The 26,178-nt window shown below is 71.1% G+C and carries 23 protein-coding genes; 8 read left to right on the forward strand and 15 right to left on the reverse strand.

Going from position 1 to position 26,178, the window contains the following annotated elements; all coding sequences use genetic code 11:
• Window positions 1–72 precede the first annotated feature (72 nt).
• Window positions 73–2,733 carry a bifunctional acetate--CoA ligase family protein/GNAT family N-acetyltransferase gene (locus tag AC0NH5_RS01610; protein WP_474398998.1) on the reverse strand — a complete coding sequence of 887 codons (2,661 nt, stop codon included), beginning with the start codon at window positions 2,731–2,733 and terminating at the stop codon, window positions 73–75.
• Window positions 2,631–3,812, reverse strand: coding sequence for an acetoin utilization protein AcuC (locus AC0NH5_RS01615; RefSeq protein ID WP_474399001.1), 1,182 nt, complete (start codon window positions 3,810–3,812; stop codon window positions 2,631–2,633). The genes AC0NH5_RS01610 and AC0NH5_RS01615 overlap by 103 nt, the downstream gene beginning before the upstream one ends.
• A 149-nt stretch (window positions 3,813–3,961) precedes the next feature.
• Between AC0NH5_RS01615 and AC0NH5_RS01620 the strand changes: the two genes are divergently transcribed.
• Entirely contained in the window at window positions 3,962–4,651 is a 690-nt protein-coding gene (locus AC0NH5_RS01620) for an iron-dependent transcriptional repressor DtxR (protein WP_474400313.1), read from the forward strand.
• 27 nt (window positions 4,652–4,678) lie between these two features.
• Here AC0NH5_RS01620 and AC0NH5_RS01625 read toward each other — a convergent pair whose 3' ends face one another.
• A complete protein-coding gene (locus AC0NH5_RS01625) occupies window positions 4,679–5,242 on the reverse strand; it encodes a hypothetical protein (protein WP_474399004.1) in 564 nt (187 codons plus the stop codon).
• A 199-nt stretch (window positions 5,243–5,441) separates the two neighbouring features.
• Here AC0NH5_RS01625 and AC0NH5_RS01630 point away from each other — a divergent pair, with 199 nt between their 5' ends.
• The gene (locus tag AC0NH5_RS01630; RefSeq protein ID WP_474399006.1) at window positions 5,442–6,344 is read left to right on the forward strand and encodes an alpha/beta fold hydrolase; all 903 of its coding nucleotides are present in this window, start codon (window positions 5,442–5,444) and stop codon (window positions 6,342–6,344) included.
• A 199-nt stretch (window positions 6,345–6,543) separates the two neighbouring features.
• Here AC0NH5_RS01630 and AC0NH5_RS01635 read toward each other — a convergent pair whose 3' ends face one another.
• Window positions 6,544–6,828 carry a hypothetical protein gene (locus tag AC0NH5_RS01635; RefSeq protein WP_474399008.1) on the reverse strand — a complete coding sequence of 95 codons (285 nt, stop codon included), beginning with the start codon at window positions 6,826–6,828 and terminating at the stop codon, window positions 6,544–6,546.
• Between the two features lie 16 nt (window positions 6,829–6,844).
• Here AC0NH5_RS01635 and AC0NH5_RS01640 point away from each other — a divergent pair, with 16 nt between their 5' ends.
• Entirely contained in the window at window positions 6,845–6,994 is a 150-nt protein-coding gene (locus tag AC0NH5_RS01640) for a hypothetical protein (protein WP_474399011.1), read from the forward strand.
• A 179-nt stretch (window positions 6,995–7,173) separates the two neighbouring features.
• On the opposite strand, the gene AC0NH5_RS01645 is transcribed toward AC0NH5_RS01640, so the two are convergent.
• The 3 genes from AC0NH5_RS01645 to AC0NH5_RS01655 all read right to left on the reverse strand — a co-directional run bounded on the left by AC0NH5_RS01645 (window position 7,174) and on the right by AC0NH5_RS01655 (window position 11,125).
• Window positions 7,174–10,068 carry a vitamin B12-dependent ribonucleotide reductase gene (locus tag AC0NH5_RS01645; protein ID WP_474399014.1) on the reverse strand — a complete coding sequence of 965 codons (2,895 nt, stop codon included), beginning with the start codon at window positions 10,066–10,068 and terminating at the stop codon, window positions 7,174–7,176.
• Window positions 10,069–10,124: 56 nt separating this feature from the next.
• Window positions 10,125–10,643, reverse strand: a complete 519-nt coding sequence (gene nrdR, locus AC0NH5_RS01650) for a transcriptional regulator NrdR (protein ID WP_474399016.1) — start codon at window positions 10,641–10,643, stop codon at window positions 10,125–10,127.
• Between the two features lie 344 nt (window positions 10,644–10,987).
• On the reverse strand, window positions 10,988–11,125 hold the full coding sequence (locus tag AC0NH5_RS01655; RefSeq protein WP_474399018.1) for a hypothetical protein: 138 nt from the start codon (window positions 11,123–11,125) through the stop codon (window positions 10,988–10,990).
• 400 nt (window positions 11,126–11,525) lie between these two features.
• Between AC0NH5_RS01655 and lexA the strand changes: the two genes are divergently transcribed.
• The gene (gene lexA / locus AC0NH5_RS01660; RefSeq protein ID WP_474400314.1) at window positions 11,526–12,170 is read left to right on the forward strand and encodes a transcriptional repressor LexA; all 645 of its coding nucleotides are present in this window, start codon (window positions 11,526–11,528) and stop codon (window positions 12,168–12,170) included.
• 56 nt (window positions 12,171–12,226) lie between these two features.
• Here the strand turns inward: lexA and AC0NH5_RS01665 are convergent, their stop codons facing one another.
• Both AC0NH5_RS01665 and hflX read right to left on the reverse strand, forming a co-directional pair.
• Window positions 12,227–14,128: a hypothetical protein gene (locus AC0NH5_RS01665; RefSeq protein WP_474399020.1), complete on the reverse strand. Its 1,902-nt coding sequence runs from the start codon at window positions 14,126–14,128 to the stop codon at window positions 12,227–12,229.
• A 92-nt stretch (window positions 14,129–14,220) separates the two neighbouring features.
• Window positions 14,221–15,630: a GTPase HflX gene (hflX, locus tag AC0NH5_RS01670; protein WP_474399023.1), complete on the reverse strand. Its 1,410-nt coding sequence runs from the start codon at window positions 15,628–15,630 to the stop codon at window positions 14,221–14,223.
• Between the two features lie 151 nt (window positions 15,631–15,781).
• On the opposite strand from hflX, the gene AC0NH5_RS01675 reads away from it, so the two are divergent.
• A complete protein-coding gene (locus tag AC0NH5_RS01675) occupies window positions 15,782–17,242 on the forward strand; it encodes an NAD-dependent malic enzyme (protein WP_474399026.1) in 1,461 nt (486 codons plus the stop codon).
• Here AC0NH5_RS01675 and AC0NH5_RS01680 read toward each other — a convergent pair.
• The 3 genes from AC0NH5_RS01680 to miaA are packed head-to-tail and all read right to left on the reverse strand — an operon-like array spanning window position 17,239 to window position 19,710.
• Window positions 17,239–17,967 (reverse strand): glycerophosphodiester phosphodiesterase, encoded by a 729-nt coding sequence (locus tag AC0NH5_RS01680; RefSeq protein ID WP_474399028.1) that lies wholly within the window; start codon window positions 17,965–17,967, stop codon window positions 17,239–17,241. The two genes, AC0NH5_RS01675 and AC0NH5_RS01680, sit on opposite strands and share 4 nt — an antisense overlap.
• Window positions 17,967–18,797, reverse strand: coding sequence for a diaminopimelate epimerase (gene dapF, locus AC0NH5_RS01685; RefSeq protein ID WP_474399030.1), 831 nt, complete (start codon window positions 18,795–18,797; stop codon window positions 17,967–17,969). The genes AC0NH5_RS01680 and dapF overlap by 1 nt, the downstream gene beginning before the upstream one ends.
• Window positions 18,798–18,804: 7 nt before the next feature.
• The gene (miaA, locus tag AC0NH5_RS01690; RefSeq protein ID WP_474399032.1) at window positions 18,805–19,710 is read right to left on the reverse strand and encodes a tRNA (adenosine(37)-N6)-dimethylallyltransferase MiaA; all 906 of its coding nucleotides are present in this window, start codon (window positions 19,708–19,710) and stop codon (window positions 18,805–18,807) included.
• 182 nt (window positions 19,711–19,892) lie between these two features.
• On the opposite strand from miaA, the gene AC0NH5_RS01695 reads away from it, so the two are divergent.
• Window positions 19,893–21,101: a DUF349 domain-containing protein gene (locus tag AC0NH5_RS01695; protein WP_474399035.1), complete on the forward strand. Its 1,209-nt coding sequence runs from the start codon at window positions 19,893–19,895 to the stop codon at window positions 21,099–21,101.
• A 65-nt stretch (window positions 21,102–21,166) separates the two neighbouring features.
• Here AC0NH5_RS01695 and AC0NH5_RS01700 read toward each other — a convergent pair whose 3' ends face one another.
• The gene (locus AC0NH5_RS01700) at window positions 21,167–22,144 is read right to left on the reverse strand and encodes a threonine ammonia-lyase (RefSeq protein ID WP_474399037.1); all 978 of its coding nucleotides are present in this window, start codon (window positions 22,142–22,144) and stop codon (window positions 21,167–21,169) included.
• 55 nt (window positions 22,145–22,199) lie between these two features.
• On the opposite strand from AC0NH5_RS01700, the gene AC0NH5_RS01705 reads away from it, so the two are divergent.
• Window positions 22,200–23,153, forward strand: a complete 954-nt coding sequence (locus AC0NH5_RS01705) for a LysR family transcriptional regulator (RefSeq protein ID WP_474399040.1) — start codon at window positions 22,200–22,202, stop codon at window positions 23,151–23,153.
• A 214-nt stretch (window positions 23,154–23,367) separates the two neighbouring features.
• On the opposite strand, the gene miaB is transcribed toward AC0NH5_RS01705, so the two are convergent.
• The gene (miaB, locus tag AC0NH5_RS01710; protein WP_474399042.1) at window positions 23,368–24,852 is read right to left on the reverse strand and encodes a tRNA (N6-isopentenyl adenosine(37)-C2)-methylthiotransferase MiaB; all 1,485 of its coding nucleotides are present in this window, start codon (window positions 24,850–24,852) and stop codon (window positions 23,368–23,370) included.
• A 21-nt stretch (window positions 24,853–24,873) separates the two neighbouring features.
• Window positions 24,874–25,299, reverse strand: coding sequence for a hypothetical protein (locus tag AC0NH5_RS01715; RefSeq protein WP_474399044.1), 426 nt, complete (start codon window positions 25,297–25,299; stop codon window positions 24,874–24,876).
• Between the two features lie 129 nt (window positions 25,300–25,428).
• Here AC0NH5_RS01715 and AC0NH5_RS01720 point away from each other — a divergent pair, with 129 nt between their 5' ends.
• Window positions 25,429–26,169 (forward strand): amino acid ABC transporter ATP-binding protein, encoded by a 741-nt coding sequence (locus tag AC0NH5_RS01720; protein ID WP_474399046.1) that lies wholly within the window; start codon window positions 25,429–25,431, stop codon window positions 26,167–26,169.
• The last annotated feature ends 9 nt before the right edge of the window (window positions 26,170–26,178 follow it).

Raw genomic sequence — 26,178 nt, forward strand, 5'->3', positions numbered from 1 at the left:
GCCCTGCCCCGCACCCGCGGGACAGGGCCTTCAGCGTTGCGGCTTCAAGCGTTGCGGTCTGAGCGTTGCGGTCTAAGCGTTGCGCAGTCGCCGGGGGCCGGTGTCCGGGCGGGTGCCGGCCTCGCCGAACTCCACGGCCGCGTGCAGCACCGAGCAACCGTCCGGCCGGGCCAGCACCGGGTTCAGCGTCAGCGAGCGGACCCGCGGGTGCTCGTCGGCCAGCCGGCCGATCCGCAACAACAGGTCGATCAGCGCGGCCCGGTCCACCGGGGTGGACCCGCGGTACCCGTGCAGCAGCGGCGCCGCTCGCGGCTCGTGCACCAGCGCCTCGGCCGCCCGGTCGGTGAGCGGGGCAGCCCGCCAGGCGAGGTCGCCGAGGAGTTCACTGGCCACGCCGCCGAGACCGAAACCGACCACCGGGCCGAACGCCGGGTCCTCGACCACCTCGACGTCGCACGCCACCCCGGGCGGGACCATGGTCTGCACCAGGACGTCCGGGCCGAACGCGGAGCTCAGTTCGCGGTGCGCGTCGCGTACCCCCTGCTCGTCGGCGAGCGCGAGGCGCACCGCGCCGAGGTCGATCCGATGCCGCAACCCACCGCCCGCCGCTTTGAGAGCGACCGGATAACCCAGCTCGGCCGCCGCGGTGACGGCCTCGTCGGCGGAGGTGGCCAGGATCGACGGGACCACCGGGATCCCGTACGCGGCAAGGAGTCCCTCCAGGTTTTCCGCCGCGACCGCGGCCCGCGCCGCCGCCATGTCCACACCGGACAGCTCGGGCATGACGCCGGGCGGCCGGCGCAGCCAGTCGGCGTAGTTGACCACCCGGGCCAGCGCCCGCACCGACTCCTCGACCGAGGGATAGACCGGGACCCGCGGCGGCACCCGCCCGAAGACCAGCGTGGCCACCGTCGGTTTCTCGCCGGCCAGCGCCACGCTCGCCAGCGCCGCGGCGAAGTCGGCGTCCTCGTCGGAGAGCTGGCCGGGCACCGGCGGCGCGCAGACCGCGATCAGTGCGTCCACCCGCTCGTCGACCGCTGCGTCGGCCAGCGCGTCGGCGATGTCGTGGGCGGTCGCCCCCGGGCCCGCGTCGTGCGGATATCCCTCGGCGATCACCAGCCCGGCGGCACGGCACGCGCCGACAGCCAGCTCGGCCAGCGCCGACGAGTTGCCCACGACGGCGACCCGGCGCCCGGCCGGCAACGGTTGATGAGCCAGCAGCATGCCGACGTCGAAAAGTTCCTGAACGGTGTCCACGCGGATGACGCCGGAACGGGCGAACAGCGCAGTCACCGCGTTCGCGTCCGGACCGGGCAGCGGACCGGCCAGACCGGGCGGGCGGGTCGCCGACGCGACCGCCACCACCGGCTTGATCCGGCTCATCCGGCGCGCCAGCCGGGCGAACTTGCGCGGGTTGCCGAACGTCTCCAGATAGAGCAGGACCACGTCGGTGCCGGGATCATCCTGCCAGTACTGCAGGAGGTCGTTGCCGGAGACGTCGGCGCGGTTGCCGGCCGACACGAAACTGGACAGACCCAGACCCCGGCGGTCCGCCTCGGCCAGCAGCGCCACCCCGAGGGCCCCGCTCTGGCTGAAGAAACCCACCCGCCCGGCGGTCGGCAGGCGCGGCGACATGGTGGCGTTCAGGCGGACGCCGGGATCGGTGCTGGCGATCCCGAAACTGCCCGGGCCGATCACCCGCAGCCCGGCGGCGCGGGCCCGTTCGATCAGCTCACGCTGCAGGGCGGCGCCCTCCGCGCCGGCCTCGGCGAAACCGGTGGAGACCACCACCACCCCACCGGCGCCGGCCCTGGCCGCATCCGCCCCGGCTGCCGGCACGGCCTCGGCAGGCACCGCGATCACGGCCAGATCGATCGGTACACCGGCGTCCGCCGCGGTCCGGTACGCCGGGAGGCCGGCCACCCGCTCCGCCGACGGGTGGACCGGCACGATCGAGCCGGTGAAACCGCCGTCACGCAGATTGCCCAGCAGCGCCGCGCCGATCCCGTGACCGGTGGCACTGGCGCCGTAGATGGCGATGCCGCGCGGAGCGAGCAGCCGGGCGATCGACCGGGCCTCGGTCAGGTGCTCGCGGGACTCCTGCACCTCCCGCGACTTCTCGGTGGGCGCGATCGGAAAACTCAGATGGACGACACCATCCGCGTACTTGCGCTGGACCTGATAGCCGGTGTCACCGAAGACCCGCAGCATGCCGCTGTTCTCCGGCAGCACCTCGGCGACGAAACGGGTGATGCCGTTATCCCGGGCGGCGTCGGCCAGATGCTCCAGCAGCACCGACCCGATCCCCCGGCCCTGCAACGCGTCCTCCACCACGAACGCCACCTCGGCCTCGGGGGAGTCCGGCCCCAGACGCTCGTAACGGCCCACCGAGGTGATCCGGCCGTCCGCCACGGTGACGAACGCCTCCCGGTCACGGTGGTCGACGTTGACGAACCGCTGCAGGTCGCGTTCCGGGATCCGCGGGTACGGCGAGAAGTACCGCAGGTAGCGGGTCCGGTCGCTCATCCGGGAGTGGAAGTCCACGATGGCCGGTGCGTCCTCGGGGCGGATCTGCCGCAGGTGCGCGGCCGAACCGTCGGCGAGCAGGACGTCTGCGCTGCGTTCCACACCTAGTCCCTCGGGTCGTGGGGATCCAAGCCGTGCAACGGAAACACCGCCGTGCGCGTCGCCAGGATCGCCCGGTCGACCGCGTCGGACGTGCCCGGCGACCACTCCTGCATCACCGGTGGCGTGCCGTCGGTCATCGTCTCCGGGATCCTAGTGCCGGGACAGCGTTCCGCGGCCAGTTCGCGCCAGGCGAGCGGAGTGCTGGTGGCCGGGTCCAGCGGCTCACCCGTGGCCACGGCGAGCAGATGCGCCCAGGCCCGCGGGACGACCTCGACCAGCGCGTACCCCCCGCCGCCGGTGGCCACCCACCGGCCGTCGCAGAGTTCGTCGGCCAGGGCCCGGATCGCGATGTACGCCGCGCGCTGGCCGTCGACCGACAACCGCAGATCGGCGAGCGGATCCAGGTGATGCGCGTCGGCGCCGCACTGACTGATGATGATCTCCGGTGCGAAGGCCCGGACCACCGACGGCACGATCGCGTTGAAGGCGCGCAGCCAGCCGGCGTCGTCGGTGCTCGGCGGCAACGGCACGTTCACCGCGGTGCCCTCGGCGTTCGGCCCGCCCACCTCGTCGGCGAAGCCGGTGCCCGGGAACAGTGCGAGCGGGGTCTCGTGCAGGCTGACCGTGAGCACCCGCGGATCGTCGTAGAAGGCGGCCTGCACCCCGTCACCGTGATGCACGTCGACATCGAGGTACGCCACCCGCTGCGCGCCCTGCTCCAGCAGCCAGGCGATCGCCACGGCCGGATCGTTGTAGACGCAGAACCCGGCGGCGCGGGCCGGCATGGCGTGGTGCAGACCGCCGGAGATGTTGACCGCACGCCGGGCCGACCCGTGCCACACCGCCTGGACGGCCGCGAGAGTGGCGCCGCAGATCCGTGCCGACGACTCGTGCATGCCCTCGAATACCGGGTTGTCTGCGGTGTTGAGACCCCAGCCGGTGAAGAACGGGTCGATCGGCGCCAGCCGGACGGCGTCCAGATAGTCGGCCCGGTGCACCCTCGTGAGATCGGCGTCACTGGCCGGGCGCGGCGTGACCATCCGCACGTGCGGGCGGTCCAGAATCCCGAGCTCCCTGGCCAACGCCATGGTCAACTCCACCCGCACCGGGTTCAGCGGATGGTCGCCCATGTCGTACTCCAACAGCGCGCTGTCCCACACCACCGCTGTCGTCTCATCCGCCATGCCGCCATGCTGCCACGGCCGCCGTCCCCCGGCCGGGCACGTCGTGTCGGCAGCACACGAGTTTCGGCGTCGGGTAGGGTCTCTTGGCACTTGCTCGGGGCGGATGTCAACCCCCGGCCACGCGGTAATATCGCTGCTGGGAGGACCGCATCGTGAATGATCTCGTCGATACCACTGAGATGTATCTGAAGACCATCCTCGAGCTCGAGGAAGAGGGCATTCCGGCCCTCCGCGCCCGGATCGCCGAGCGCCTGCACCAGAGCGGTCCCACGGTCAGCCAGACCGTCGCGCGGATGGAGCGCGACGGCCTCCTCACCGTCGAGAACGACCGCCACCTCGTGCTCACCGAACTGGGCCGCAACACCGCGGTCGGCGTCATGCGCAAGCACCGTCTCGCCGAGCTGCTGCTCGTCAACGTCATCGGAATGCCCTACGAGGAGGCCCACGAAGAGGCCTGCCGCTGGGAGCACGTGATGAGCGACGCGGTGGAGAAGCGGGTCTACGAGCTGCTCAACAAGCCGACCCGCTCGCCGTACGGGAACCCGATCCCCGGGCTCGACCAGCTCGGCCGGCCGGACGACCCGTTCGAGGACTCGCTCAACTCCGGCGAGCGGAACCTGGCGTTCCCGGGGCTCAGCGGCGACGTGGTGGTCCGGCGGATCTGCGAGAGCGTGCAGACCAACGCGGACGTTCTGCGGCAGTTGCACGCGGCCGGCATCGACCCGGGCACGACGGTGACGGTGGCGCAGGAGCGCGACGGTGTCACCATCGACCGGTCCGGGGACAAGATCCGGCTGCCGCGTGAGGTGGCGTCCCGGGTGTTCGTCGCGGCGCGCTGAAGTTTCGTCTTTCAGCGGCTCCCGGGCTCAGCCGTTCGTGGTGCTCATCGCCTTGGCCATGCCGAGGAGCTTGGCGTTCATCGCCTTGACGTCGGCGGCCTTCGCACCCGGGGCGAACCGGAACCGCAGCGTCTGCAGCTGGTTCGCCTCGCTGAGCCAGCCGATCTCCACGGTCGGCCCGTGCCCGTCCGCGGCCTTGGAGTTCAACCGGTAGGCGGCCTTGCCCAGACCCTTGAGCTTGGTCGCCTTCGCCGGGGTGCGTTCGGCGGCGAACAGGGCAGCGTCCGCCTTCGTCGTCTCCACCACGGACAGTGACAGGTCGGGCCACGGGTCGCTCACGTTCTGCACCACACAGGTGGAGGTCTCGTCGACCTGGTCGGAGGCGGCCACGGAGAATCGCAGGCCGATCATCTCCTCGATGAAGTCCCAGTCCCACAGGATGCAGGCGCCGCCCGCCGACGCCGCCGGTGGCTCGACGATCTTCACCGGAGGCGGGGCTGCTGCGCTGCTGGACTCGGCGGGCTTGCTGCAGGCGGGCACGGCCAGCAACAGCAGCACGGCGGCGCCCGGCACGGCGAAACGCGTACGCAACTCGTCATCCTCCCCGGCTTCGGGGCACACCGTACTGGCCCGGCGCGCTGAGCGGAAGGGGTGGATCATGCCGCATTGCGTTACTGCGGGTGAAGAGGCTCGGCTCACCGGCCGTGCGTTTTGACGCCCGCTGACACCGGAAGGATGCTGTGTGCGGGCGATGATGCGCCGCCATCCATGCCTTCGACAGGGAGCCACCATGATCAATGACCGTCTCATCGACGCCGGGGACGTGCCGATCGCCGTCCGGGACTTCGGGGGTGACCAGCCGCCCCTGGTGCTGGTGCACGGGGCCGGTGGCAACCTCGCCCACATGACCACACTGGCCCGGGCGCTGCGCCCACGGCACCGGGTCATCACCCTGGACCTGCGCGGACACGGGCGGTCCGGTGAGGGCACGTGGACGTGGGACGCCGCGCTCGGCGACCTCGCCGCGGTCTGCGTCCAGCTCGACCTCGACCGGCCCGCGATCGTCGGCCACTCGCTCGGCGGCATGCTCGCCATCCTCTGGGGACAACGCCACCCCGAGGCGCCCGGCGTGATCAGCCTGGACGGCAACCCGCCGCCGACCCGGCCGCAACACCTGCCCGGCCTCGACCCGGAGAAGGCGGAGGCAGAGCTGGCCCGGCTGCACGCCGTCTTCGACACCATGGAGGCCGCGGCCGGCCGGGTGATCCCCGCCGAGCAGCTGCCCGACATGGTGGAACGGCAGCAGATGGCGGCCCGGGACATGGGCGCGAACGAGAAGGTGTGGATCGAGGGCTTCCGGCGCAACCTGGTCCACGAGAACGGCCAGACCTCGACCCGCCCGTCCGCCGCGACCACGACCCAGCTCCGGGCACTGATGAACGGGCTCGACCTGACCCCCGTCTACGCCGCTGTCTCCTGCCCGCAGCTCGTGGTGCTGCCCACCCGGAGCCTGCCCGAGCAGGAGCCGTTCGCCGAGCTGTACGAGGCGCACCGCCGCTACCTGGTCGAGCAGGCGAAGGCCGCGCCGGGTCTGCGGTACATGTCGCTGGCCGACGCCTCCCACGCCATGGTGATCGAACAGCCGGCGCTGCTCGCCTCCGTCATCACGGACTTCCTCACCGAGCAGCGGTAGGGCCGGCTGGACGGGCGCGCGCGTCTGCGCGTTCCTGGGCCGGGCGGGAGCCTGGCTCCAGCTGGGACGTCTCGGCCGGCAGCCGTACCTGATCCGCGACGTTCTACCTGCGTGGTTGCCGACTGGCCGGCTCGGGCCGTGGGCACGGGCCGGCTCGGAGGCGGGGAGTCGGAGGGCGCGGCCAGCCGAGTAGTGGTCGCTATTCGTACGGCGAGAGCGACGCCGTGACGGCGGCGACGGCGATCAGCGTGGCACCGAGGAACAGCGGCCAGAGGACGGCGCCGGTGTAGGCGCCGACGGCGCTGTCAGGGCGGTGACGGCGCCGGTGCAGGTTGCCGAGCAGGAGCACGGTGATCAGCCCGGTGCCGAAGAAGGCCCAGGCGACGGCGGCATTCCGGGCGAACCACATGGCGCCGAACGCGACCAGCCAGACCGCGAAGGACTGCACCAGGCCGAGCCGAACGCGGCCACCCGTCTCCTGCATCGGACCATCGTAGGCAATGATCGTCAGGCCCCCGCTCCGTGCCGACGTGCGGTGGACGTCGCTGAACCGGACCACCGCACGTGCCACGGCGACGCGCGACGTGAACACCTGCAAGCCGCACTGCGCGGCGGGCAACTACAAGCGCACCAAGGGTTCACGAAGGTGAAGCTGTCCGACTGCCGGCGGGTGTTCAGCCGGGTCACCGAGACCGAGGTCGAGTCCCAGCGGACCGTCGTGCGCCGGCTGCCGGTGTGGGCCAGGTCGAACTGCTGACAGCAACGAGCAACGAGAAGTCCCCCGGACGCTGCCGTCCGGGGGACTTTCGTTCGGTCATCTCACGAGCACTCAGCTGCAGCCGGAGGTCGAGCCGCAGCCCTCGCAGACGTAGCAGCTGCCGGCCCGCCGCATCTTGGTGCCGCAGGTGAAGCAGAGCGGCGCGTCCGCGGCGTGGCCGGTGACCTTCTCCAGCAGCTCCGTGGAGGAGCCAGCGGAGATCTGGACCGGCTTCGGCTCGACGACCGGTGCGGGCGCCTCGGCCGGGGCGGTGGCCGCACCGACCGGGGCGGAGACCGGCGCGGATGCGGCCATCGCGGTGAGGTCCGCGACGGCGGTGGCCTCGGCGGCCGCCTCGGCCTGCGCCTGGGCGGTGCGCTCCTTGGCGGTGAAGATGCCCAGCTCGGCACGGGTGTCGTAGTCGAGGAAGTCCAGCGCCAGGCGACGGAAGATGTAGTCCATCACCGACGCTGCCATCCGCACGTCCGGGTCGTCGGTCATGCCGGCCGGCTCGAAGCGCATGTTGGTGAACTTCGCGACGAACGTCTCCAGCGGGACGCCGTACTGCAGGCCGATCGAGATGGCCACCGAGAAGGCGTCCATCACGCCGGCCAGGGTGGAGCCCTGCTTCGACATCTTCAGGAAGACCTCGCCGAGGCCGTCGTCCGGGTAGGACGACGCGGTGAGGTAGCCCTCGGCGCCGCCGACCGAGAAGGACACCGTCTCCGACGGCCGCTTCTTCGGCAGGCGCTTGCGGACCGGGCGGTACTCGACGACCTTCTCGACGACCTTCTCGACAGCAGTCTCCGCCGGCGCCTCGACGGCGGTGGGCTTCTTCTTCGCCGCCGAGAGCGGCTGCCCCACCTTACAGTTGTCGCGGTAGATCGCCAGCGCCTTCAGGCCGAGCTTCCAGCCCTGGTAGTGGATCTCCTCGATCTCCTCGACGGTCGCCGTCTCGGGCATGTTGACCGTCTTGGAGATGGCGCCGGAGATGAACGGTTGCACGGCCGCCATCATCCGCACGTGGCCGATCGGCGCGATGGCCCGCTCGCCCATGGCGCAGTCGAAGACCGCGTAGTGCTCCGGCTTGAGGCCAGGGGCGTCGATCACGTTGCCGTGGTCGGCGATGTGCTCGACGATCGCCTCGACCTGCTCCTCGGGGTAGCCGAGGCTGCGCAGGGCGCGCGGCACCGTCTGGTTGACGATCTGCATGGAGCCGCCGCCGACCAGCTTCTTGAACTTGACCAGCGCCAGGTCGGGCTCGATGCCGGTGGTGTCGCAGTCCATCATCAGGCCGATGGTGCCGGTCGGGGCGAGCACCGACGCCTGGGCGTTGCGCCAGCCGCTCTTGGCGCCGATCTTGTTGCCGTTCTGCCACTGGCGGGTGGCCTCGCGGACGATCTCGGCAGCGACCGGGTTCTGGGGACGGATCTCGTCGTTCGCCGCGGCGTGCTTGCGCATGACGCGCTGGTGGGCCTCGGCGTTGCGGGCGTAACCCTCGTACGCCCCGACGACACCGGCCAGCTCGGCGGAGCGCCGGTACGCCGTACCGGTCATCAGCGAGGTGATCGCGGCGGCGACGCTGCGGCCGCCCTCCGAGTCGTACGGCAGGCCGGAGGCCATCAGCAGGGCGCCGATGTTCGCGTAGCCGATGCCGAGCTGACGGTACGCCCGGGTGGTGACACCGATCTTCTCGGTCGGGAAGTCGGCGAAGCAGATCGAGATGTCCATCGCGGTGATGATGAACTCGACGCTCTTGACGAACTTCTCCACCTCGAAGCCGCCGTCGGCCTTGAGGAACTTCATCAGGTTCAGCGACGCCAGGTTGCAGGACGAGTCGTCGAGCGACATGTACTCCGAGCACGGGTTGGACGCGGTGATCCGGCCGGTCTCGGGGTTGGTGTGCCAGTCGTTGATGGTGTCGTCGTACTGCAGGCCGGGGTCGGCGCACTCCCAGGCGGCCTTGGCGATGTCGCGGAACAGCTTCTTGGCGTCGATGGTCTCGATGACCTCGCCGTTGAGTCGGCCGCGCAGACCGAACTCGGTGCCTTCTTCGTAGGCACGCATGAACTCGTCGCTGACCCGCACCGAGTTGTTCGCGTTCTGGTACTGCACGGAGACGATGTCGGAGCCGCCGAGGTCCATGTCGAAGCCGGCGTCCCGCAGCGCGCGGATCTTGTCCTCCTCGCGCGCCTTGGTCTGCACGAACTCCTCGATGTCCGGGTGGTCCACATCGAGGATGACCATCTTCGCCGCGCGCCGGGTGGCGCCGCCGGACTTGATGGTGCCGGCGCTGGCATCGGCGCCGCGCATGAAGCTGACCGGGCCGCTCGCCGTCCCCCCGGAGGAGAGCAGTTCCTTGGACGACCGGATCCGGGACAGGTTCACACCCGAGCCGGAACCGCCCTTGAAGATGAGACCCTCCTCTTTGTACCAGTCGAGGATGGAGTCCATCGAGTCGTCGACGGAGAGGATGAAGCACGCGCTGACCTGCTGCGGCGACTTCGTCCCGACGTTGAACCAGACCGGCGAGTTGAAGCTGAACACCTGGTGCAGCAGCATGTAGGTGAGCTCGTGGTCGAACAGCTCGGCGTCCGCCGCGGTGGCGAAGTACCCGTAGTCCTCGCCCGCCTTGCGATAGGTCTGCACGACCCGGTCGATGAGCTGCTTGAGCGACCACTCGCGCTCCGGCGTGCCGACCGCACCCCGGAAGTACTTCGTGGTCACGATGTTCGCGGCGTTGACGCTCCAGAACGCCGGGTACTCCACGCCGCGCTGCTCGAAGTTGATCGAGCCGTCACGCCAGTTGGTCATGACGACGTCGCGGCGCTCCCACTCGACCTCGTCGTACGGGTGGACGCCCTCGGTCGTCCACACCCGCTCCACCCGCAGCCCCCCGGCCGCCGCGCTGGTCCCGCCGTTGGTGCGGCTGCGCTGGCGACCTGCTGTGATGCCGTCTCCGGCCATATGAACGTGCTCCCCCTCGTAGTACCACGGACAGGTGTAGCTGAATGTCGGCCCGCTCAGCCGTTGAGTTTCGGCGCGCGGCCGGCGGACCGCGGCGCGACGGCGTGTCGCGTCCCGGGTTCCCGGACGGTCGGCGCGTCGCGCAGTGCCGCGATCTCCTTCTCGAATTCGTCGAGAGAGTCGAACGACTTGTAGACACTGGCGAACCGGAGGTAGGCCACCTGATCCAGCTCACGCAACGGCGTGAGGATCGCCAGGCCCACCTCGTGACTGGGGATCTCGGCGGCGCCCCGGGCCCGGACGGTCTCCTCGACCCGCTGCGCGAGCAGCGCGATCGAGTCCTCGTCGACGGGCCGGCCCTGACAGGCCTTCCGGACGCCACTCATGATCTTCGTCCGGCTGAACGGCTCGGTGACGCCGCTGCGCTTGACGACGGCGAGGACCGCCTCCTCGACCGTCGTGAAGCGTTTGCCGCACTCGGGACACGCCCGCCGGCGACGAATCAGTTGACCGTCGTCGGCCTCACGTGAGTCGACCACGCGCGAATCGGCATGGCGACAGTACGGGCAACGCACCGCGACCCCTTCCGGACACCCTCTCGATGGAATCCGGACATGCAGAAGCGCAGCCCCGCAGAGGCGGAAACCGCCGCGGCGCTGTGGACGACATGTGGATAACCGGGGAGAGGAAACCCAACCTGTGGATGACTTACATCTTTGTAACCACTAGATGTTGGGGTAGACGCTATGCCCCGCCGGACGGCGACGCAAGCTCAGCGGCATGCCGACGCGCCGTATTTTGCACCTCACCACCAGGGGTGATGTCACGATCACTCGGAGCCGCCGGTTGTGCGACCCGACGCGCCGGAGGCCCGGCGGATTCGCCCCGGTCGCGGCGCGCGAGGGTGAAAACGCGGGCCTCAGCCCTGTGCCGCGGTGGTGAACAGGACCACACTCGCGAGCGCCGCCAGTGCGACGTAGAAGCCGAGCAGCACGGCCCGCCCCCGACGCGTGAGCCGCAACGGCGGTTCGGCGTGTCGCGCACCAGTGCTCACCATCTCGCCCTCCCTTATCGGACACCCGTTCGATAGAACGCCCGTACGACGGTCTATCAGAACGCAGGTACGAAAGTCGAGCACTGGAGAGCGACACGCCGGGAAAACCTCGTACAGATGTTTGAATATGTCGGACCTGCCTACTACGGTTTTCCGTCAAGAGGGGTCAGCCGGACAAACGCCATCCCCACGGCGCCAGTCCCGGCTCCGCGACGCACCACGTGCCGACAGGCACTGGCCGACAGGGAGGGCGGACGTGTCGACCGACGACCGGACTAGCCGGCAGCAACACCAGACCGGGCCTGAGGCATCCGGCGCCTCAGCGGCCCTGCGGCGCCGTTCACCCAGCCGTGCCCGTGGAGCCGACGCGCCGCAGCTGCGGTCGGTCACCCCGGTCGGCCACATGCCCGAGGCCGTCGCCTCGGACCTCACCGCCCGGCAGCGGCGGATCCTCGAGTTCATCCGTGACTGGGTGGAGCGTTACGGATACCCGCCCAGCGTGCGCGAGATCGGCGAGGCGGTCGGGCTGGTGTCCCCGTCCAGCGTGGCCTACCAGCTGAAGGCTCTGGAGACCAAGGGCTACCTGCGCCGCGACCCGAACCGGCCGCGCGCCGTGGACGTGCGCGTGCCCGGCGAGATGGTCGACGACGAGGCGCTGCGTGCCGCCCGGCCGCAGCCGGCGTACGTGCCTCTGGTCGGCCGGATCGCCGCCGGCGGACCGATCCTGGCCGAGCAGGCGGTGGAGGAGTTCTTCCCGCTGCCGCGCGAGCTGGTCGGCGAGGGCGAGGTCTTCATGCTGGAGGTCAAGGGCGACTCGATGATCGACGCCGCGATCTGCAACGGCGACTGGGTGGTGGTGCGCCAGCAGCCCACCGCCGAGGCCGGTGACATCGTGGCCGCGATGATCGACGGCGAGGCGACGGTGAAGAGTTACCGGCAGCGGGACGGGCACGTGTGGCTGATGCCGGCGAACCCGGCCTTCGACCCGATCCCCGGTGACGACGCGACGATCATGGGTCGCGTGGTGGCGGTGCTGCGGCGCGTGTGACGACGAGAGAGGCCGGTCCGCTCAGTGAGCGGACCGGCCTCTCTCGTCGACGGCTGTTACCGCCGGTAACCGTTCCGGTCGTCGAAACCGTCCTGCGGCGGACGGCCACCATAGGTGCCCGGAGGCCGCTTGCCCGGACCCTGCTGCGGGCCGCGCTGCTGCTGAGCCGGGCCGGGCCGGCCCTGACCGGGCTCCTGAGCGCCGTAGACACCGCCCCGGCCGGGCTGCTGCTGAGGCCCACGCGCCGGCGGCTGCGGGGCCCGGACCGGGGCCTGCGGGGGTCGCTGACCCTGCGGGGGGCGCTGACCCTGCTGAGGCCCACGCGGCGGCTGCTGCTGCGGGCCACGAGCAGGCTGACCCTGCGGAGCGCGGGCCGGCTGACCCTGCGGGCCACGAGGCGGCTGACCCTGCGGAGCGCGGGCCGGCTGACCCTGCGGGCCACGAGCGGGCTGACCCTGCGGCGGGCGGGGCGGCTGACCTTGGGGCCCACGAGCGGGTTGGCCCTGCGGGCCACGAGGCGGCTGACCCTGCGGAGCGCGGGCCGGCTGGCCCTGCGGCGGGCGAGGCTGCTGGCCCTGCGGCGGGCGGGGCTGCTGGCCCTGCGGTGGGCGGGGCGGCTGCTGGCCACCACGGGCATACTGCGGGGCGCCGCCGCCGTACACGCCGTTGGGACGCTGCGGGCCCCCGGCCGCCGGACCCGGCTGGGCGCCGTAGACCGGCCCGCCCCCGGGACGCCCGCCACCGTAAGCGCCAGCCCGCGGCGGAACGCCGCCGACGCCGATCAGCTCGGTCTCCGGATCGCCGGACTTGAGACCGCCGCCGACCGGCGCGTCGTCCTCGTCGAGGGCGGCCGCCTGCGGCGACTTGCGGAACCGCAGGATGCCGAAGACACCGACCGCCACCAGGATCAGGCCGAACCCGCCGACGCCGGCCACCGCGTAGGTGACGTTGTCGACCGACAGGTACCACGGGTCGCCGGCCTGGTCGGCCCCCGACTTCTCGGAGATCTTCGCGACCGTGGTGGCGGGTGTGTACTGCCGGATGTTGTTGGCGGTCTCGCGATCACCGTTCATGTCGGAGACCGTCAGGAACGTCTTGCCGTCGGGGCTGTAGGAGATCGCCTCGCCGAACGGCTCGTTGGGCAGCCCGGTGGTGCGCGGCTCCTTCTTCAGCGCGCCCAGCACGTCGCCGTCGGTGACGTCCCACTCCAGCGCGTCGGTGTAGGTGCGCAGCACCACCTTGCCGCCACCGGAGGCGACCGCGCCGCCGGTGATGGTCTTGTTGCCGATCCGGGCGACCGGGTTGCCGACCGTCTCGGTAGCGTTGATCTGCAGGTCCATGACCCGCTTCATCGGGACGCCGTCGGCGTTCTTCGCCTTGAGCGGGCCGGTCGGCTGATAGACGCCCGCGTTCGCGCCGATCTCCTTGGTCACGATCAGCGGGGTGCCGTCACCGTTGAGCAGGAGCGCCTCGGCGTCGTGGGCGTCGCCGTTCGGATAACTCAGACGGTAGAGCACCGGCTTCTTGTTGCCGTTGGCCGGCATGCTCCACAGCGCGACGGTCGGGCGGGGCTCCGCACCGGAGCGGATCCCCCCGTCACCGATGTCGGCGATCCACAGCGTGTCGCCGTCCGCGGAGAGGACCAGATCCTCCGGGTCCTTGGGGCCGTCACCGCTGAACTCCTGCACGTTCTCGACCGCGCACTGGTTGTCCAGGAAGAAGATCTTCTTCTTGGCCTCGTTCTCGGTGCCGTCGTTGACGGCGACGTAGCCGTTCTTCGTCGCCACCAGACCGGAGATCTCGTCGAGCCGCTCGTCGACGACCTTGCAGAGCTTCTTGCCGGGCGTCGCCTTCGCGCTGACCGTGGCAGCGGGAGTCGGGTCCTCGGCGGACGCGCCGGAGGAACCGATCATCACCATGCCGAGACCCACGATGATCGGGAACACGAGACGCCGCATCCGACCAGTGTCGCATGCGGCGTCCCGTACCGGTATCACGTGTGGATCAACCTGGGGTGGAGCGCTCGCCGAAGTCCGTTATGACACTTGAATCAGCAGCGGAACTCGTCGAGTTCGGCCGCGAGCCGCTCGTCCACCCGTACGCGCAGCTCGGTGCCGTCGTCCAGATGACGCGACTGGAGCACCTGACCGGACCGGTGCACCCTGGCCACCAGGTCACCCCGGTCGTACGGCACCAGGACGGTCAGGTCGACGGCGGGGCGGGGCAGCCGGTCGGCGATGGCCTTGTGCAGCTCGGCGATGCCCAGTCCGGAGCGCGCCGAGACGAAGACGGCATCCGGCCAGGTCCGCTTGAGCCGCAGCAGCGTCTCCTCGTCGGCCGCGTCGACCTTGTTGACCACGAGCAGCTCGGGAATCCGGTCGGCGCCGACCTCGCCCAGCACCTCGCGCACCGCGCTGACCTGACCCTCCGGGTCCGGGTGGCCACCGTCGACGACGTGCACCACCAGGTCGGCCTGGGCCACCTCCTCCAGCGTGGAGCGGAACGCCTCCACGATCTGGTGCGGCAGGTGCCGGACGAAACCGACCGTGTCGGAGAGCGTGAACTCGCGCCCGTCCTCCGCGGCGGTCCGCCGGGTGGTCGGGTCCAGGGTGGCGAACAGCGCGTTCTCCACCAGGACACCGGCCTGGGTCAGACGGTTGAGCAGGCTGGACTTGCCCGCGTTGGTGTAACCGGCGATGGCCACGGCGGGGATGCCGCTGGCTGTCCGGCGGGAGCGCTTCGTCTCCCGTACCGTCCGCATGGCCTTGATCTCGCGCCGCAGTTTCGAGATGCGCGTGTTGATCCGCCGCCGGTCGGTCTCGAGCTTTGTCTCACCGGGACCACGGGTCCCGACGCCACCGCCGCCCGAACCGCCCGCGCCGCCGCCCTGACGGGACAGCGACTCACCCCAGCCGCGCAGACGCGGCAGAAGGTATTGCAGCTGGGCGAGCTCGACCTGCGCCTTGCCCTCCCGGCTCTTCGCGTGCTGGGCGAAGATGTCGAGGATGAGGGCGGTCCGGTCGACCACCTTCACCTTGACCTGCTGCTCCAGGTTGCGCAGCTGCGACGGGGAGAGCTCGCCGTCGCAGATGACGGTGTCGGCCCCGGTGGAGACGACCACGTCACGCAGCTCATCGACCTTGCCCCGGCCGATGAAGGTGGCCGCGTCCGGCTGCTTACGCCGCTGGATCAGGCCCTCCAGGACCTGCGAACCCGCGGTCTCGGCCAGGGCGGCCAGCTCGGTCAGTGAGTTCTCCGCGGCGTCGACACCGCCCTCGGTCCAGACACCGACCAGCACGACCCGCTCGAGTCGCAGCTGCCGGTATTCGACCTCGGTGATGTCGGTGAGCTCGGTGGAGAGACCGGCCACCCGCCTGAGCGAGTGCCGCTCCTCGAGCTCGAGCTCGCCGGTTGTCAGCTCCGGCTCGTCAAGGACGGGCGTCTGGTAGGTGTTTCGCAAAAGTGACCTCCTCCGCCCCAGCGTGGCACGTCCCGCCGGGCGGCGCATCTACATAACCGTGGACGACTCATGAGTAACCACCGCGACGGAATCGACTATTCCCCAAGAGCGACAATGCGGGTACTCACCCACCAACGTCGGAGGGAACACCGTGGTGACCACCCGCCTGCCGAGCGCAGGATTCTCGATCACGATCCGTATCGCCGTTACCGCGGACGCCTCGTCCATCGGCCGCCTCACCACCTGTGTCGGCGAGGCCGGGGCCATCGTGACGGCCCTGGACGTGGTCGACTCCGATTCCACCCGCGTCCTGGTCGACCTGACCTGTGACACCGCCGACGCCGCGCACGCCGACCAGGTGGTCAAGCAGCTCGAGGAACAGGACGGGGTGGACGTCCGCAAGGTCTCCGACCGGACCTTCCTGCTGCACCTGGGCGGCAAGATCGAGGTGTCGTCGAAGGTCGCGCTCCGCAACCGGGACGAACTGTCCCGGGCGTACACGCCGGGAGTTGCCCGGGTCTGCATGGCGATCGCGGAGAACCCGGCGGACGCCCGCCGCCTCACCATCAAGCGGAACACGGTCGCGGTGGTCAGCGACGGCTCGGCGGTGCTCGGGCTGGGCAACATCGGCCCGGCCGCGGCGATGCCGGTGATGGAGGGCAAGGCCGCGCTGTTCAAGCGGTTCGGCGGGGTGGACGCCTGGCCCGTGGTGCTGGACACCCAGGACACCGACGAGATCGTCAACATCGTCCGGGCGATCGCGCCGGCGTACGGCGGGATCAACCTGGAGGACATCGCGGCGCCGCGGTGTTTCGAGATCGAGACCCGCCTGCGGGAGCTGCTCGACATCCCGGTCTTCCACGACGACCAGCACGGCACCGCCATCTGCGTGCTGGCGGCGCTGACCAACGCGCTGCGGGTGGTGGGCAAGCGGATGCAGGACGTCCGGGTGGTGGTCTCCGGCGCGGGGGCGGCCGGCACGGCGATCATGAAGCTGCTGCTGCGCCAGGGCGTGGGCGACATCATCGCGTACGACCGGAAGGGCGCCCTGCACCGTGGGATGCCGGACATGTCGGAGAGCTGGCAGTGGCTCGCCGAGCACACCAACCGGGACAACTACTCCGGTGACCTGCCCGGCGCCATCGCCGGCGCCGACGTCTTCATCGGGGTCAGCGCGCCGAACCTGCTCACCGGCGACGACATCGCCCGGATGGCGGACAGGTCGATCGTGTTCGCGCTGGCCAACCCGGACCCGGAGGTGGACCCGCGGGAGGCCCGCCGGCACGCCGCCGTGGTCGCCACCGGCCGGTCCGACCAGCCCAACCAGATCAACAACGTGCTGGCCTTCCCCGGCGTGTTCCGCGGCATGCTGGACGTCAGCGCCGAGGAGTTCACCGAGGAGATGGCGCTCGCCGCGGCCCGGGCCATCGCGGACGTGGTGGGCGAGGAGAAGCTCAACCCCACGGTGATCATCCCGAGCGTGTTCGACCCGCGGGTCACGCCGGCCGTGGCCGCCGCCATCCGCGCGGTGGTCAAGGGCGTGCCGGCGCCGGCCAACCCGGCCGCCGTGCCGGAGTCGGAGCTGGAGCAGGCCCCGGAAGAGGTGTTCTAGAGCGCGGACCGGGACCAGCCGGCCAGTTCACCGACCCGGTCGGTGATCAGGCCGGCCACCCCGGCGTCGACCAGCGGGCGCCACATCGCCATGTCGTTCGTCGTCCACGGCATCACCCCGACTCCGGCCGCCGCCAGACCGGCCATCGTCTGCGGATCGTCCAGCACGTCGGCGAACGGCGGGTTGCAGTACGTCACGCCGAGCTCGCGGCACAGCTCGACGGTCTCCGCGTCGAACCGGAACAGCAGCAGCCCGCGCCGCACCTCCGGCACCACCGACCGGGCCTTGCGCAACACGTCGGTGTCGAAGCTCTGCACCACCGACCGGTCCAGCAGGTCGCGCTCGGTGAGCTCGGCCATCACCGCCTTGACCTCATCCAGCGTGGCCGGGGGCTTGATCTCGACGAGCAGCTCGGGCTCGGTGGGCGCGAGCAGGTCCAGCGTCTCGGCCAGCGTCGGCACCCGCAGACCGGCGAAACCGGGATCGAACCAGGAGCCCGCGTCCAGCGCCGCCACCTGGTCGTGGCTCAGGTCCCAGACCTGGCCGCTGCCCGAGGTGGTGCGGTCGACGGTCCGGTCGTGGATCACCACCGGCACGCCGTCGGCGGTCACCCGGACGTCGAACTCGACGAACGTGGCGCCGGCCCGGACCGCGGCGGTGAAGGCGGGCAGCGTGTTCTCCGGCGTGACCGTGCAGTAGCCGCGATGCGCGACGCGGTGCAGCATCAGAGCCGCACCTCACCGTCGGCGACCAGCACCGCCGGCCCTTCCAGCCACCAGCCGTCGCCGTCGTGCCGCACGATCAGGCGGCCCCCGGGCACGTCCACGGCGATCGAGCCGGTCTCCCGGCCCACGTCACGCAGTGCCACCGCACCGACCGCCAGCGCGCCGGTGCCGCAGGAGAGCGTCTCGCCGGAGCCGCGCTCGTGCACCCGCATCCGGACGTGCCCGTCCACCCCGTCGACCGGCTCGGCCGACTCGACGAACTCGACGTTCACCCCGTGCGGGAAGACGGCGGCGTCGAACGCCGGCTCGCGGGTCAGGTCCAGCCCGGTCAGCGCGAGACCGTCGTGCAGCCCGCAGACGAGGTGCGGGTTCCCGCAGTCCACGGCAACGCCGGGAATGGTCAGGCCACCGACGGTTGCGGTGCTTCCCGCGTACAACCGGGGGGTGGTCATCCGCACGCTGATCGTCGTCGCGCCGACCACCGCGACCATGATCCCGGCTCGCGTGGCCACCGGCAGGCCCGCCGGGCCCGGCGTGGCCAGCGCGCGCTCCAGCAGGAAGCGGGTGAAGACGCGCACGCCGTTGCCGCACATCTCGGCGAGCGACCCGTCGCTGTTCCAGTAGTCCATGAACCACTCGGCCTCGCCCGCCTGGCCCGCCGCCTCCGGGTGTTTGGCGCTGCGCACCACCCGGAGCACCCCGTCGCCGCCGATCCCCCGGCGCCGGTCGCAGAGCGCCGCGACGAGCTCGGGCGTCAGCTCCAGCTCGCCGTCGAAGTCGGGGAGGATGACGAAGTCGTTGCCGGTTCCGTGGCCCTTGGTGAAAAACACGACACCATCATTCCGCAAGGCGCAAGGCGTCCGCCACGAGCGTCGGTGCGGCGCCGTCCAGCCAGGTGATCGCCGGATCGCGCCGGAACCACGACCGCTGCCGCCGGACGAAACGCCGGGTGCCGCGAACCGTGTCGTCCTTGGCCCCGTCCTCGGTGAGCGTGCCGTCGATCTGGGCGAGCGCCTGCTGATAGCCCAGCGCGCGCGACGCGGTCCGGCCCTCCCGGATGCCGTCCAGGCCGCGCACCTCGTCGACCAGGCCGGCCGCCCACATCAGGTCCACCCGGCGGGCGATCCGCTGGTCCAGGTCGGCGGTGTCCCGGTCGACGCCGATCTGCAGCGCGTCGTAGACCGGCTCGGGATCGGGCAGGCTGGCGGTGAACGGCCGCCCGGTCAGCTCGATCACTTCGAGGGCGCGGACGATCCGGCGGCCGTTGGACGGCAGGATCTTCGCGGCCGCCGCCGGATCCTTTTCCGCCAGATCGGCATGAAGTTCGTTCACGCCGCGAGTCTCCAACTCGGCTTCCAGCCGGGCCCGCACCTCCGGATCGGTGCCCGGGAACTCGAAGTCCTCCAGCACCGCCCGGATGTAGAGCCCCGAGCCGCCCACGAGCAACGGCACCCGCCCCCGCCCGAGGATCTCGTCGACGGCCGCCCGGGCCAGCCGCTGATATTCCGCGACGGCCGCGGTCACCCGCACATCCCAGATGTCGAGCAGATGGTGCGGAACGCCGGCCCGCTCCTCGACGGTCAGCTTCGCGGTGCCGATGTCCATCCCGCGGTACAGCTGCATCGAGTCCGCATTGACCACCTCACCACCGAGTTCCCGGGCGAGAGCGATGCTCAGGGCCGACTTCCCGGCCGCTGTCGGGCCGACGACGGTGACCACGCGATGCTCTGTCCGGTACGGCACCGGCCAACCGTAGGACACCGTTGTGTCACGGTCGTCGGTGGGAGCTTTCCCCTAACCGGGTTGGACCTGTGACAATGCGCGAGAAAGAATGCCGGTGGGAAGGTTGGCATTCGAGGCTGCGCTATGGCGGTGGCTCCGGGTCCGGTGGGACCGGTGACGCCGGGAAGAACGAGGATGAGCTGATGAACGACTGGACGGCCTTCGGGCGCGTGGATGCCGACGGCACCGTGTACGTGAAGACCGCCGAGGGCGACCGCGTGGTCGGCTCCTGGCAGGCGGGCACCCCGGAAGAGGGACTCGCTCACTTCGCCCGGCGATTCGACGACCTGGTCACCGAGGTCGACCTCGTCGAGGCCCGGCTCAAGTCCGGCGCGGCCGACGCCGCCCACTCGCTGAGCAGCGTCAAGCGACTGCGCACCCAGCTCGACGAGGCGCACGTGGTCGGCGACATCGACGGTCTCGCCGCCCGGCTGGAGCGGCTCGCCACCCTCGCCGAGGAGAAGGCCGGCGAGGCCCGCGCGGCCCGCGAGGTCGCCCGGACCGAGGCGGTCGCCCGCAAGACCGCGCTGGTCGAGGAGGCGGAGAAGATCGCCGCCGAGGCCACCGGCTGGAAGACGGCCGGCGACCGGCTCAAGGAGATCCTCGACGAGTGGAAGACCATCCGCGGCGTCGACAAGAAGACCGACGGTGAGCTGTGGAAGCGGTTCGCCGCTGCCCGCGACGGCTTCACCCGCCGCCGCGGCGCCCACTTCGCCACCCTCGACGGTCAGCGCAAGCAGGCCCAGGGCGCGAAGGAAGAGCTGGTCAAGGAGGCCGAGGCGCTCTCCGACTCGACCGACTGGGCGGCCACCGCCAACCGGCTCAAGGACCTGATGACCGAGTGGAAGGCGGCGCCGCGCGCCGCCAAGGAGGCCGAGCAGCGCCTCTGGGAACGCTTCCGGGCCGCGCAGGACGCCTTCTTCACCCGCCGCAGCGAGGTCTTCTCCGCCCGCGACGCCGAATATCAGGGAAACCTGGAGAAGAAGCAGGCCATCCTGGCCGAGCTGGAAGCCCTCGACGTCGACGCCGACCCGCGCGCCGCACAGAACAAGCTGCGCGACGCGCAGGCCGCCTGGCACGACGCCGGCCGGGTGCCGCGCGAGTCGTCCGCCTCGCTGGACCGTCGCTGGCGGGCCGCCGAGGAGCGCATCCGGGTCGCGATGGACTCGGCGTGGCGCAAGACCAGCCCGCAGGACAACCCGCTGCTGCGCCAGATGCGGGAGCAGGTCGCCGAGGCCGAGGAGAAGCTGGCCCGCGCGCAGGCCGCCGGTGACGCCCGGCGGATCAAGGAGGCGGAGCAGGCGCTCGCCTCCAAGCGTCAGTTCCTCTCGCTCGCCGAGCAGGCCAGCTGACGATCGGGCTCCCCCCGGTGTGTGAAGTTGAGGTTCGATGCGAACCCGAACTTCACACACCGGTCTCAGGGCAGGCCGGCTAGTTCGGTGTTGTCGGCGTTGCCGCCGGTGCAGACGACGGCGATCCGGCGTCCGGCGAAGAGATCGGGGCGGGACAGCACACCGGCCAGGGCGGCGGCGCCGGCGGCTTCGGCCTGGGTGTGGGCGGCGGTGGCCAGCAGGCGCCGCGCCTCGGTGATCTGATCGTCGGTGACCAGCAGGAAGTCGGCGAGCCGGTCACGCATGATGCTTTGCGGCAGCGCGAAGCCGCGCCCGGTGGCCAGCCCGGCCGCGGCGGTGCGGTTGGGTCGTTCGACGAGCTCGCCGGCGCGCCAGGAGTCGTGCGCCGCGGGTGAGGCCGCGGACTGCACGCCGATCACCGCACAGTCCGGGGCCAGCTCCGCGGCGACCAGGCACGCGGCGGCGGCGCCGGTCCCGCTGCCGACCGGGACGACGACGGCGTCCAGGTCCGGCCGGGCCTCCAGGATCTCCAGGTGGACAGTCCCGACCCCGGCCAGCAGCTCGGGAGTGTCACCGGGGCTGATCAGGCGGGCGCCGGTCTCGGCGGCGTACCGCCGGGCGTAGTGCTCGGCGGCCTCCAGCGAGTTGCCGGTGCGGACCGCCCGGGCGCCCCAGGACTCGACCGCCTCGGCCTTCGCGGGCGGCGTGGCGGCGGGCATGGCGACCGTGCACTTCACGTCGAAGACGTGCCCGGCATAGGCCAGCGACTGCGCGTGGTTGCCGGTGGACCAGGTGACCGTGCCCCGCGCACGCTCGGCCGGCGTCATCCCGGCCAGCAGGGTGAGGCCGCCGCGCACCTTGAAGGCGCCGACCGGCTGGGTGTTCTCGTGCTTGATCAGAACCGGCGTGCCGGCGGCCCGGTCCACCAGCGGGTAGGACCACATCGGGGTGGGCGGCAGATGGCTCCGCAGAAGCTCGCGGGCGGCGCGGATGTCGTCGAAGCTCAGTTCCATGCCGTCGATGCTGGCGCGCAGGGCATGCATAGGTCCAATGTCATTCCGCTCAGAAACCCATAGATGCGGTTGATACGTTGGCCCCATGCTCGACGTCAACCGCCTCACCGTGCTGGTCGCGGTCGCCCGGCACGGAACGGTGACCGCGGCGGCGCAGGCGCTGCATTACGCCCAGCCGTCGGTGAGTCACCACCTGGCCCGGCTGGAGGCCGAGACCGGCACCCGCCTGCTCCAGCGGGCGGGGCGGGGCGTCCGGCTCACCGAGGCCGGGCGGCTGCTCGCCGAGCGGGCCGAGGAGATCCTGGGCCGGCTCGCGGCGGTGGAGACGGAACTGGCCGAGCTGAACGGGTTGCGCAGCGGCCGGGTGCGGCTGGCGGCGTTCCCGTCGGCGCTGGGCACGTTCGTGCCGGTGGCGGCGGCCGGCTTCGCGACCGCGCATCCGGGTGTCGACCTGCGCTTCACCGAGGCCGAGCCGCCGGAGGCGCTGCGCCTGCTGCGCAACGGCGAGGTCGAGGTGGCCGTGATCTTCGACCACGTGCGCGAGGCGGCGAGCGACGACGAGCCGGGAATGCGGGCTGCGGCGGGCGCTGCCGGGCCTGGCGGGCGGGCTTCGGCGGGCGTGGGCGGGTCCGGGGTGCGGGTGGAGGCGCTCTGGGATGAGCCGGCGCATCTGGTGGCGCCGGTGGGGTGGGACGGGGAGCGGCTCGCGGATTTCCGGGATCGGCCGTGGATCGGCGGGTGTGAGCGGTGCCGTGCGCGGTTGGTGAGCGCGTGTGCGGCGGAGGGGTTCACGCCGGACATCCGGTTCACCACGGACGACTACGTGGCGGTGCAGGCACTGGTGGCCGCAGGGATGGGAGTGACGACCCTTCCGGCGCTGGCGCTGGCCGCCCATCGGCATCCGCGGGTGCGGGTGGTGGCGCTGCCGGGACCGGGCAGGCGCATCTCGACGGCCGTGCTGGGAGATCCGCCCGATCCGCCGGGGACGGCCGCCCTGCTCGATCAGCTCCGTACCGCCGCCGGCACGGTGCAGACCTGAGTGTGGTGATTTCGGGTGAGCTACGCGCCCGAAATCACCACGCAGGAAAACCCGCTACCGGGGGTGGCGGCACCCGGTTGGAGAGCCGCGTGGCCGGCCGGGGGCAGAGGGCTGGGCGGCCGGCGGCGGGTCTTCGGCGGGGTCAGAGGGCGCGGCCGGCGGCGGGTCTCCGGCGAGGGTCAGAGGGCGCGGCCGGCGGCGGGTCTTCGGCGGGTCAGAGGGCGCAGCCCTCGGTGGGTGGGAGGGGGGCGGGGACGCCGAGGGTGGGCAGGCCGAGCGACACGCCCTTGAGCTTGGGCGTGCGGCCGGCCTCGAAGGCGTCGCCGGCCCGGGTGCGGCGGTGGCTCAGCGGGTCGCCGTCGGCGTTGAGGTGGTGCGGGGCGGCGTAGGTGACGACCGTCTCGATGATGTCGCCGGGCCGCGGGGTGAGGCCGCCGGTGGCGAAGTGCACCAGGCGGCCGTCGCGGGCCCGGCCGGAGAGGCGGCCGGTGCGCTCGTCCTTGCGCCCCTCACCGACCGCGACCAGCACCTCGACCTTCTCGCCGACGAGCTTCCTGTTCTCCGCCCAGGTGATCTCCTCGAGCGTGGCGATCAGCCGGTTGTAGCGGTCCTGCACGACGGCTTTGGGGATCTGGTCGGGCATGGTGGCGGCGGGGGTGCCGGGACGGATCGAGTACTGGAAGGTGAACGCGCTGGAGAAGCGCGCCCGGCGGACCACCTCGAGGGTCTGCTCGAAGTCCTCCTCGGTCTCGCCGGGGAAGCCGACGATGATGTCGGTGGTGATTGCGGCGTCCGGCATGGCGGCGCGCACCTTCTCGATGATGCCGAGGTATTTCTCCTGCCGGTAACTGCGGCGCATGGCCTTGAGCACGCGGTCGGAGCCGGACTGCAGCGGCATGTGCAGCGAGTGGCAGACGTTCGGCGTCTCGGCCATCGCGGCGATCACGTCGTCGGTGAAGTCCTTCGGGTGCGGGCTGGTGAACCGGACGCGTTCCAGGCCTTCCACCTCGCCGGTGGCGCGCAGCAGCTTGCCGAAGGCGAGACGGTCGCCGAACTCGACGCCGTAGGAGTTGACGTTCTGGCCGAGCAGGGTCACCTCGAGGACGCCCTCGGCGACCAGGGCACGCACCTCGGCGAGGATGTCGCCGGGCCGGCGGTCCTTCTCCTTGCCGCGCAGCGACGGGACGATGCAGAACGTGCAGGTGTTGTTGCAGCCGACCGAGATCGACACCCAGCCGGCGTACGTGGACTCGCGCTTGGTGGGCAGCGTCGACGGGAAGACCTCGAGCGACTCGAGGATCTCGACCTGCGCCTCCTCGTTGTGCCGGGCCCGTTCGAGCATGGCCGGCAGGGAGCCGATGTTGTGGGTGCCGAAGACGACGTCCACCCAGGGCGCCTTCTTGACGATCTCGCCCTTGTCCTTCTGCGCGAGACAGCCGCCGACGGCGATCTGCATGCCCGGGTTCTTCAGCTTCGTCGGGCGCAGGTGGCCGAGGTTGCCGTAGAGGCGGTTGTCGGCGTTCTCGCGTACCGCGCAGGTGTTGAAGACGACCACGTCCGCCGCGTCCGCATCAGCGGCGCGCACGTAGCCGGCGTCCTCCATCAGGCCGGAGATCCGCTCGCTGTCGTGCACGTTCATCTGGCAGCCGTAGGTGCGCACGTCATAGGTGCGCGGGGCGCCCTGCAATTCGGTAGTCATGGCAATTGACCAGGGTACTGCTTAGGCGGCGGCGGGCCGCTCCGGCGTACGGCCACAGTTGCAGGGGCGCAGCACACGCCGTTCCGTCCCGTCGTCCGTCTCCCGCTCGTCGACGTGCACCGGCTGCAACGTCCCGTCGGGCTCGGCCAGGACGTACCGCGTCGGGTCGAGCGTGTCGTCGGGCAGCAGGACCGCGGCATGCAGCCGGACCGCGACGGCGCTGGCGATGGTCGTCTCGGCGACACCGGACGGTGCGAGGTAGACGTCCACGACTGTCGGGAAGTCGCCACCGACGTGATAGACGTCGCACAGCAGAGCGTCACTGCCCGGAACCAGATCGTGCACCGGCTGCTCCAGCGCGCCGGCCAGTGCGCCCCGGATCAGGTCGGGCTCGATCCGCGCGGCCACACTCCAGTTCCACAGGCCGTCCGCCGCCATACCCATCATGGTGTCCACCCCATCCCGCCGGCACCTGCTGTGTTACCGCTCCGTGACCATTCTCGACACGATCCGATACGGAGCGCCCCATAGGGTGTGTCCATTCGAGTGAACCGACAACGAGTGGATGGACCAGGGGTGACAGAGGCTCTCATCGTCCTCGACAACGTCAACAAGTGGTTCGGGCCCTTGCACGTGCTGCAGGACGTGGATCTGTCTGTTGCGCGCGGCGAGGTCGTGGTCGTGATCGGACCCTCCGGGTCCGGCAAATCCACGCTGTGCCGCGCCATCAACCGGCTGGAGCCGATCGATTCCGGCACCATCACCTTCGACGGGCAGCCGCTGCCCGCGGAGGGGCGTGCCCTCGCCCGTCTGCGCAGCGAGGTCGGCATGGTCTTCCAGTCCTTCAACCTGTTCGCGCACAAGACCATCGTGCAGAACGTGATGCTGGGACCGGTCAAGGTGCGCAAGGAGAAGCCCGCCGCGGTCCGTGAGCGCGCCATGTCGCTGCTGGAGCGGGTCGGCATCGCCAACCAGGCCGACAAGTACCCGGCCCAGCTCTCCGGCGGTCAGCAGCAGCGCGTCGCGATCGCCCGGGCGCTCGCCATGCAGCCCAAGGCGCTGCTGTTCGACGAGCCGACCAGCGCCCTCGACCCGGAGATGGTCGGCGAGGTGCTGGACGTGATGACGGCGCTGGCGTCCGAGGGCATGACGATGGTGGTCGTCACCCACGAGATGGGCTTCGCCCGGCACGCCGCGAACCGCGTCGTCTTCATGGCAGACGGACAACTGGTCGAGGAGGCCCCGCCGGCCGAGTTCTTCGCGAATCCGCAGACGGACCGGGCCAAGGACTTCCTGTCCAAAATCTTGACGCACTGACCGTTGTGC

It is taken from the genome of Actinoplanes sp. 13, from assembly GCF_056134165.1.

Bases quoted from the DNA above. Each gene is read 5' to 3' on its own strand.
- AC0NH5_RS01615 (WP_474399001.1), bottom strand. From the start codon at position 3,812: ATGGCGGATGAGACGACAGCGGTGGTGTGGGACAGCGCGCTGTTGGAG.
- AC0NH5_RS01630 (WP_474399006.1), top strand. From the start codon at position 5,442: ATGATCAATGACCGTCTCATCGACGCCGGGGACGTGCCGATCGCCGTC.
- AC0NH5_RS01635 (WP_474399008.1), bottom strand. From the start codon at position 6,828: ATGCAGGAGACGGGTGGCCGCGTTCGGCTCGGCCTGGTGCAGTCCTTC.
- AC0NH5_RS01640 (WP_474399011.1), top strand. From the start codon at position 6,845: ATGATCGTCAGGCCCCCGCTCCGTGCCGACGTGCGGTGGACGTCGCTG.
- AC0NH5_RS01645 (WP_474399014.1), bottom strand. From the start codon at position 10,068: ATGGCCGGAGACGGCATCACAGCAGGTCGCCAGCGCAGCCGCACCAAC.
- AC0NH5_RS01655 (WP_474399018.1), bottom strand. From the start codon at position 11,125: ATGGTGAGCACTGGTGCGCGACACGCCGAACCGCCGTTGCGGCTCACG.
- lexA (WP_474400314.1), top strand. From the start codon at position 11,526: ATGCCCGAGGCCGTCGCCTCGGACCTCACCGCCCGGCAGCGGCGGATC.
- AC0NH5_RS01665 (WP_474399020.1), bottom strand. From the start codon at position 14,128: ATGCGGCGTCTCGTGTTCCCGATCATCGTGGGTCTCGGCATGGTGATG.
- AC0NH5_RS01680 (WP_474399028.1), bottom strand. From the start codon at position 17,967: ATGCTGCACCGCGTCGCGCATCGCGGCTACTGCACGGTCACGCCGGAG.
- AC0NH5_RS01695 (WP_474399035.1), top strand. From the start codon at position 19,893: ATGAACGACTGGACGGCCTTCGGGCGCGTGGATGCCGACGGCACCGTG.
- AC0NH5_RS01700 (WP_474399037.1), bottom strand. From the start codon at position 22,144: ATGCATGCCCTGCGCGCCAGCATCGACGGCATGGAACTGAGCTTCGAC.
- AC0NH5_RS01705 (WP_474399040.1), top strand. From the start codon at position 22,200: ATGCTCGACGTCAACCGCCTCACCGTGCTGGTCGCGGTCGCCCGGCAC.
- miaB (WP_474399042.1), bottom strand. From the start codon at position 24,852: ATGACTACCGAATTGCAGGGCGCCCCGCGCACCTATGACGTGCGCACC.
- AC0NH5_RS01715 (WP_474399044.1), bottom strand. From the start codon at position 25,299: ATGATGGGTATGGCGGCGGACGGCCTGTGGAACTGGAGTGTGGCCGCG.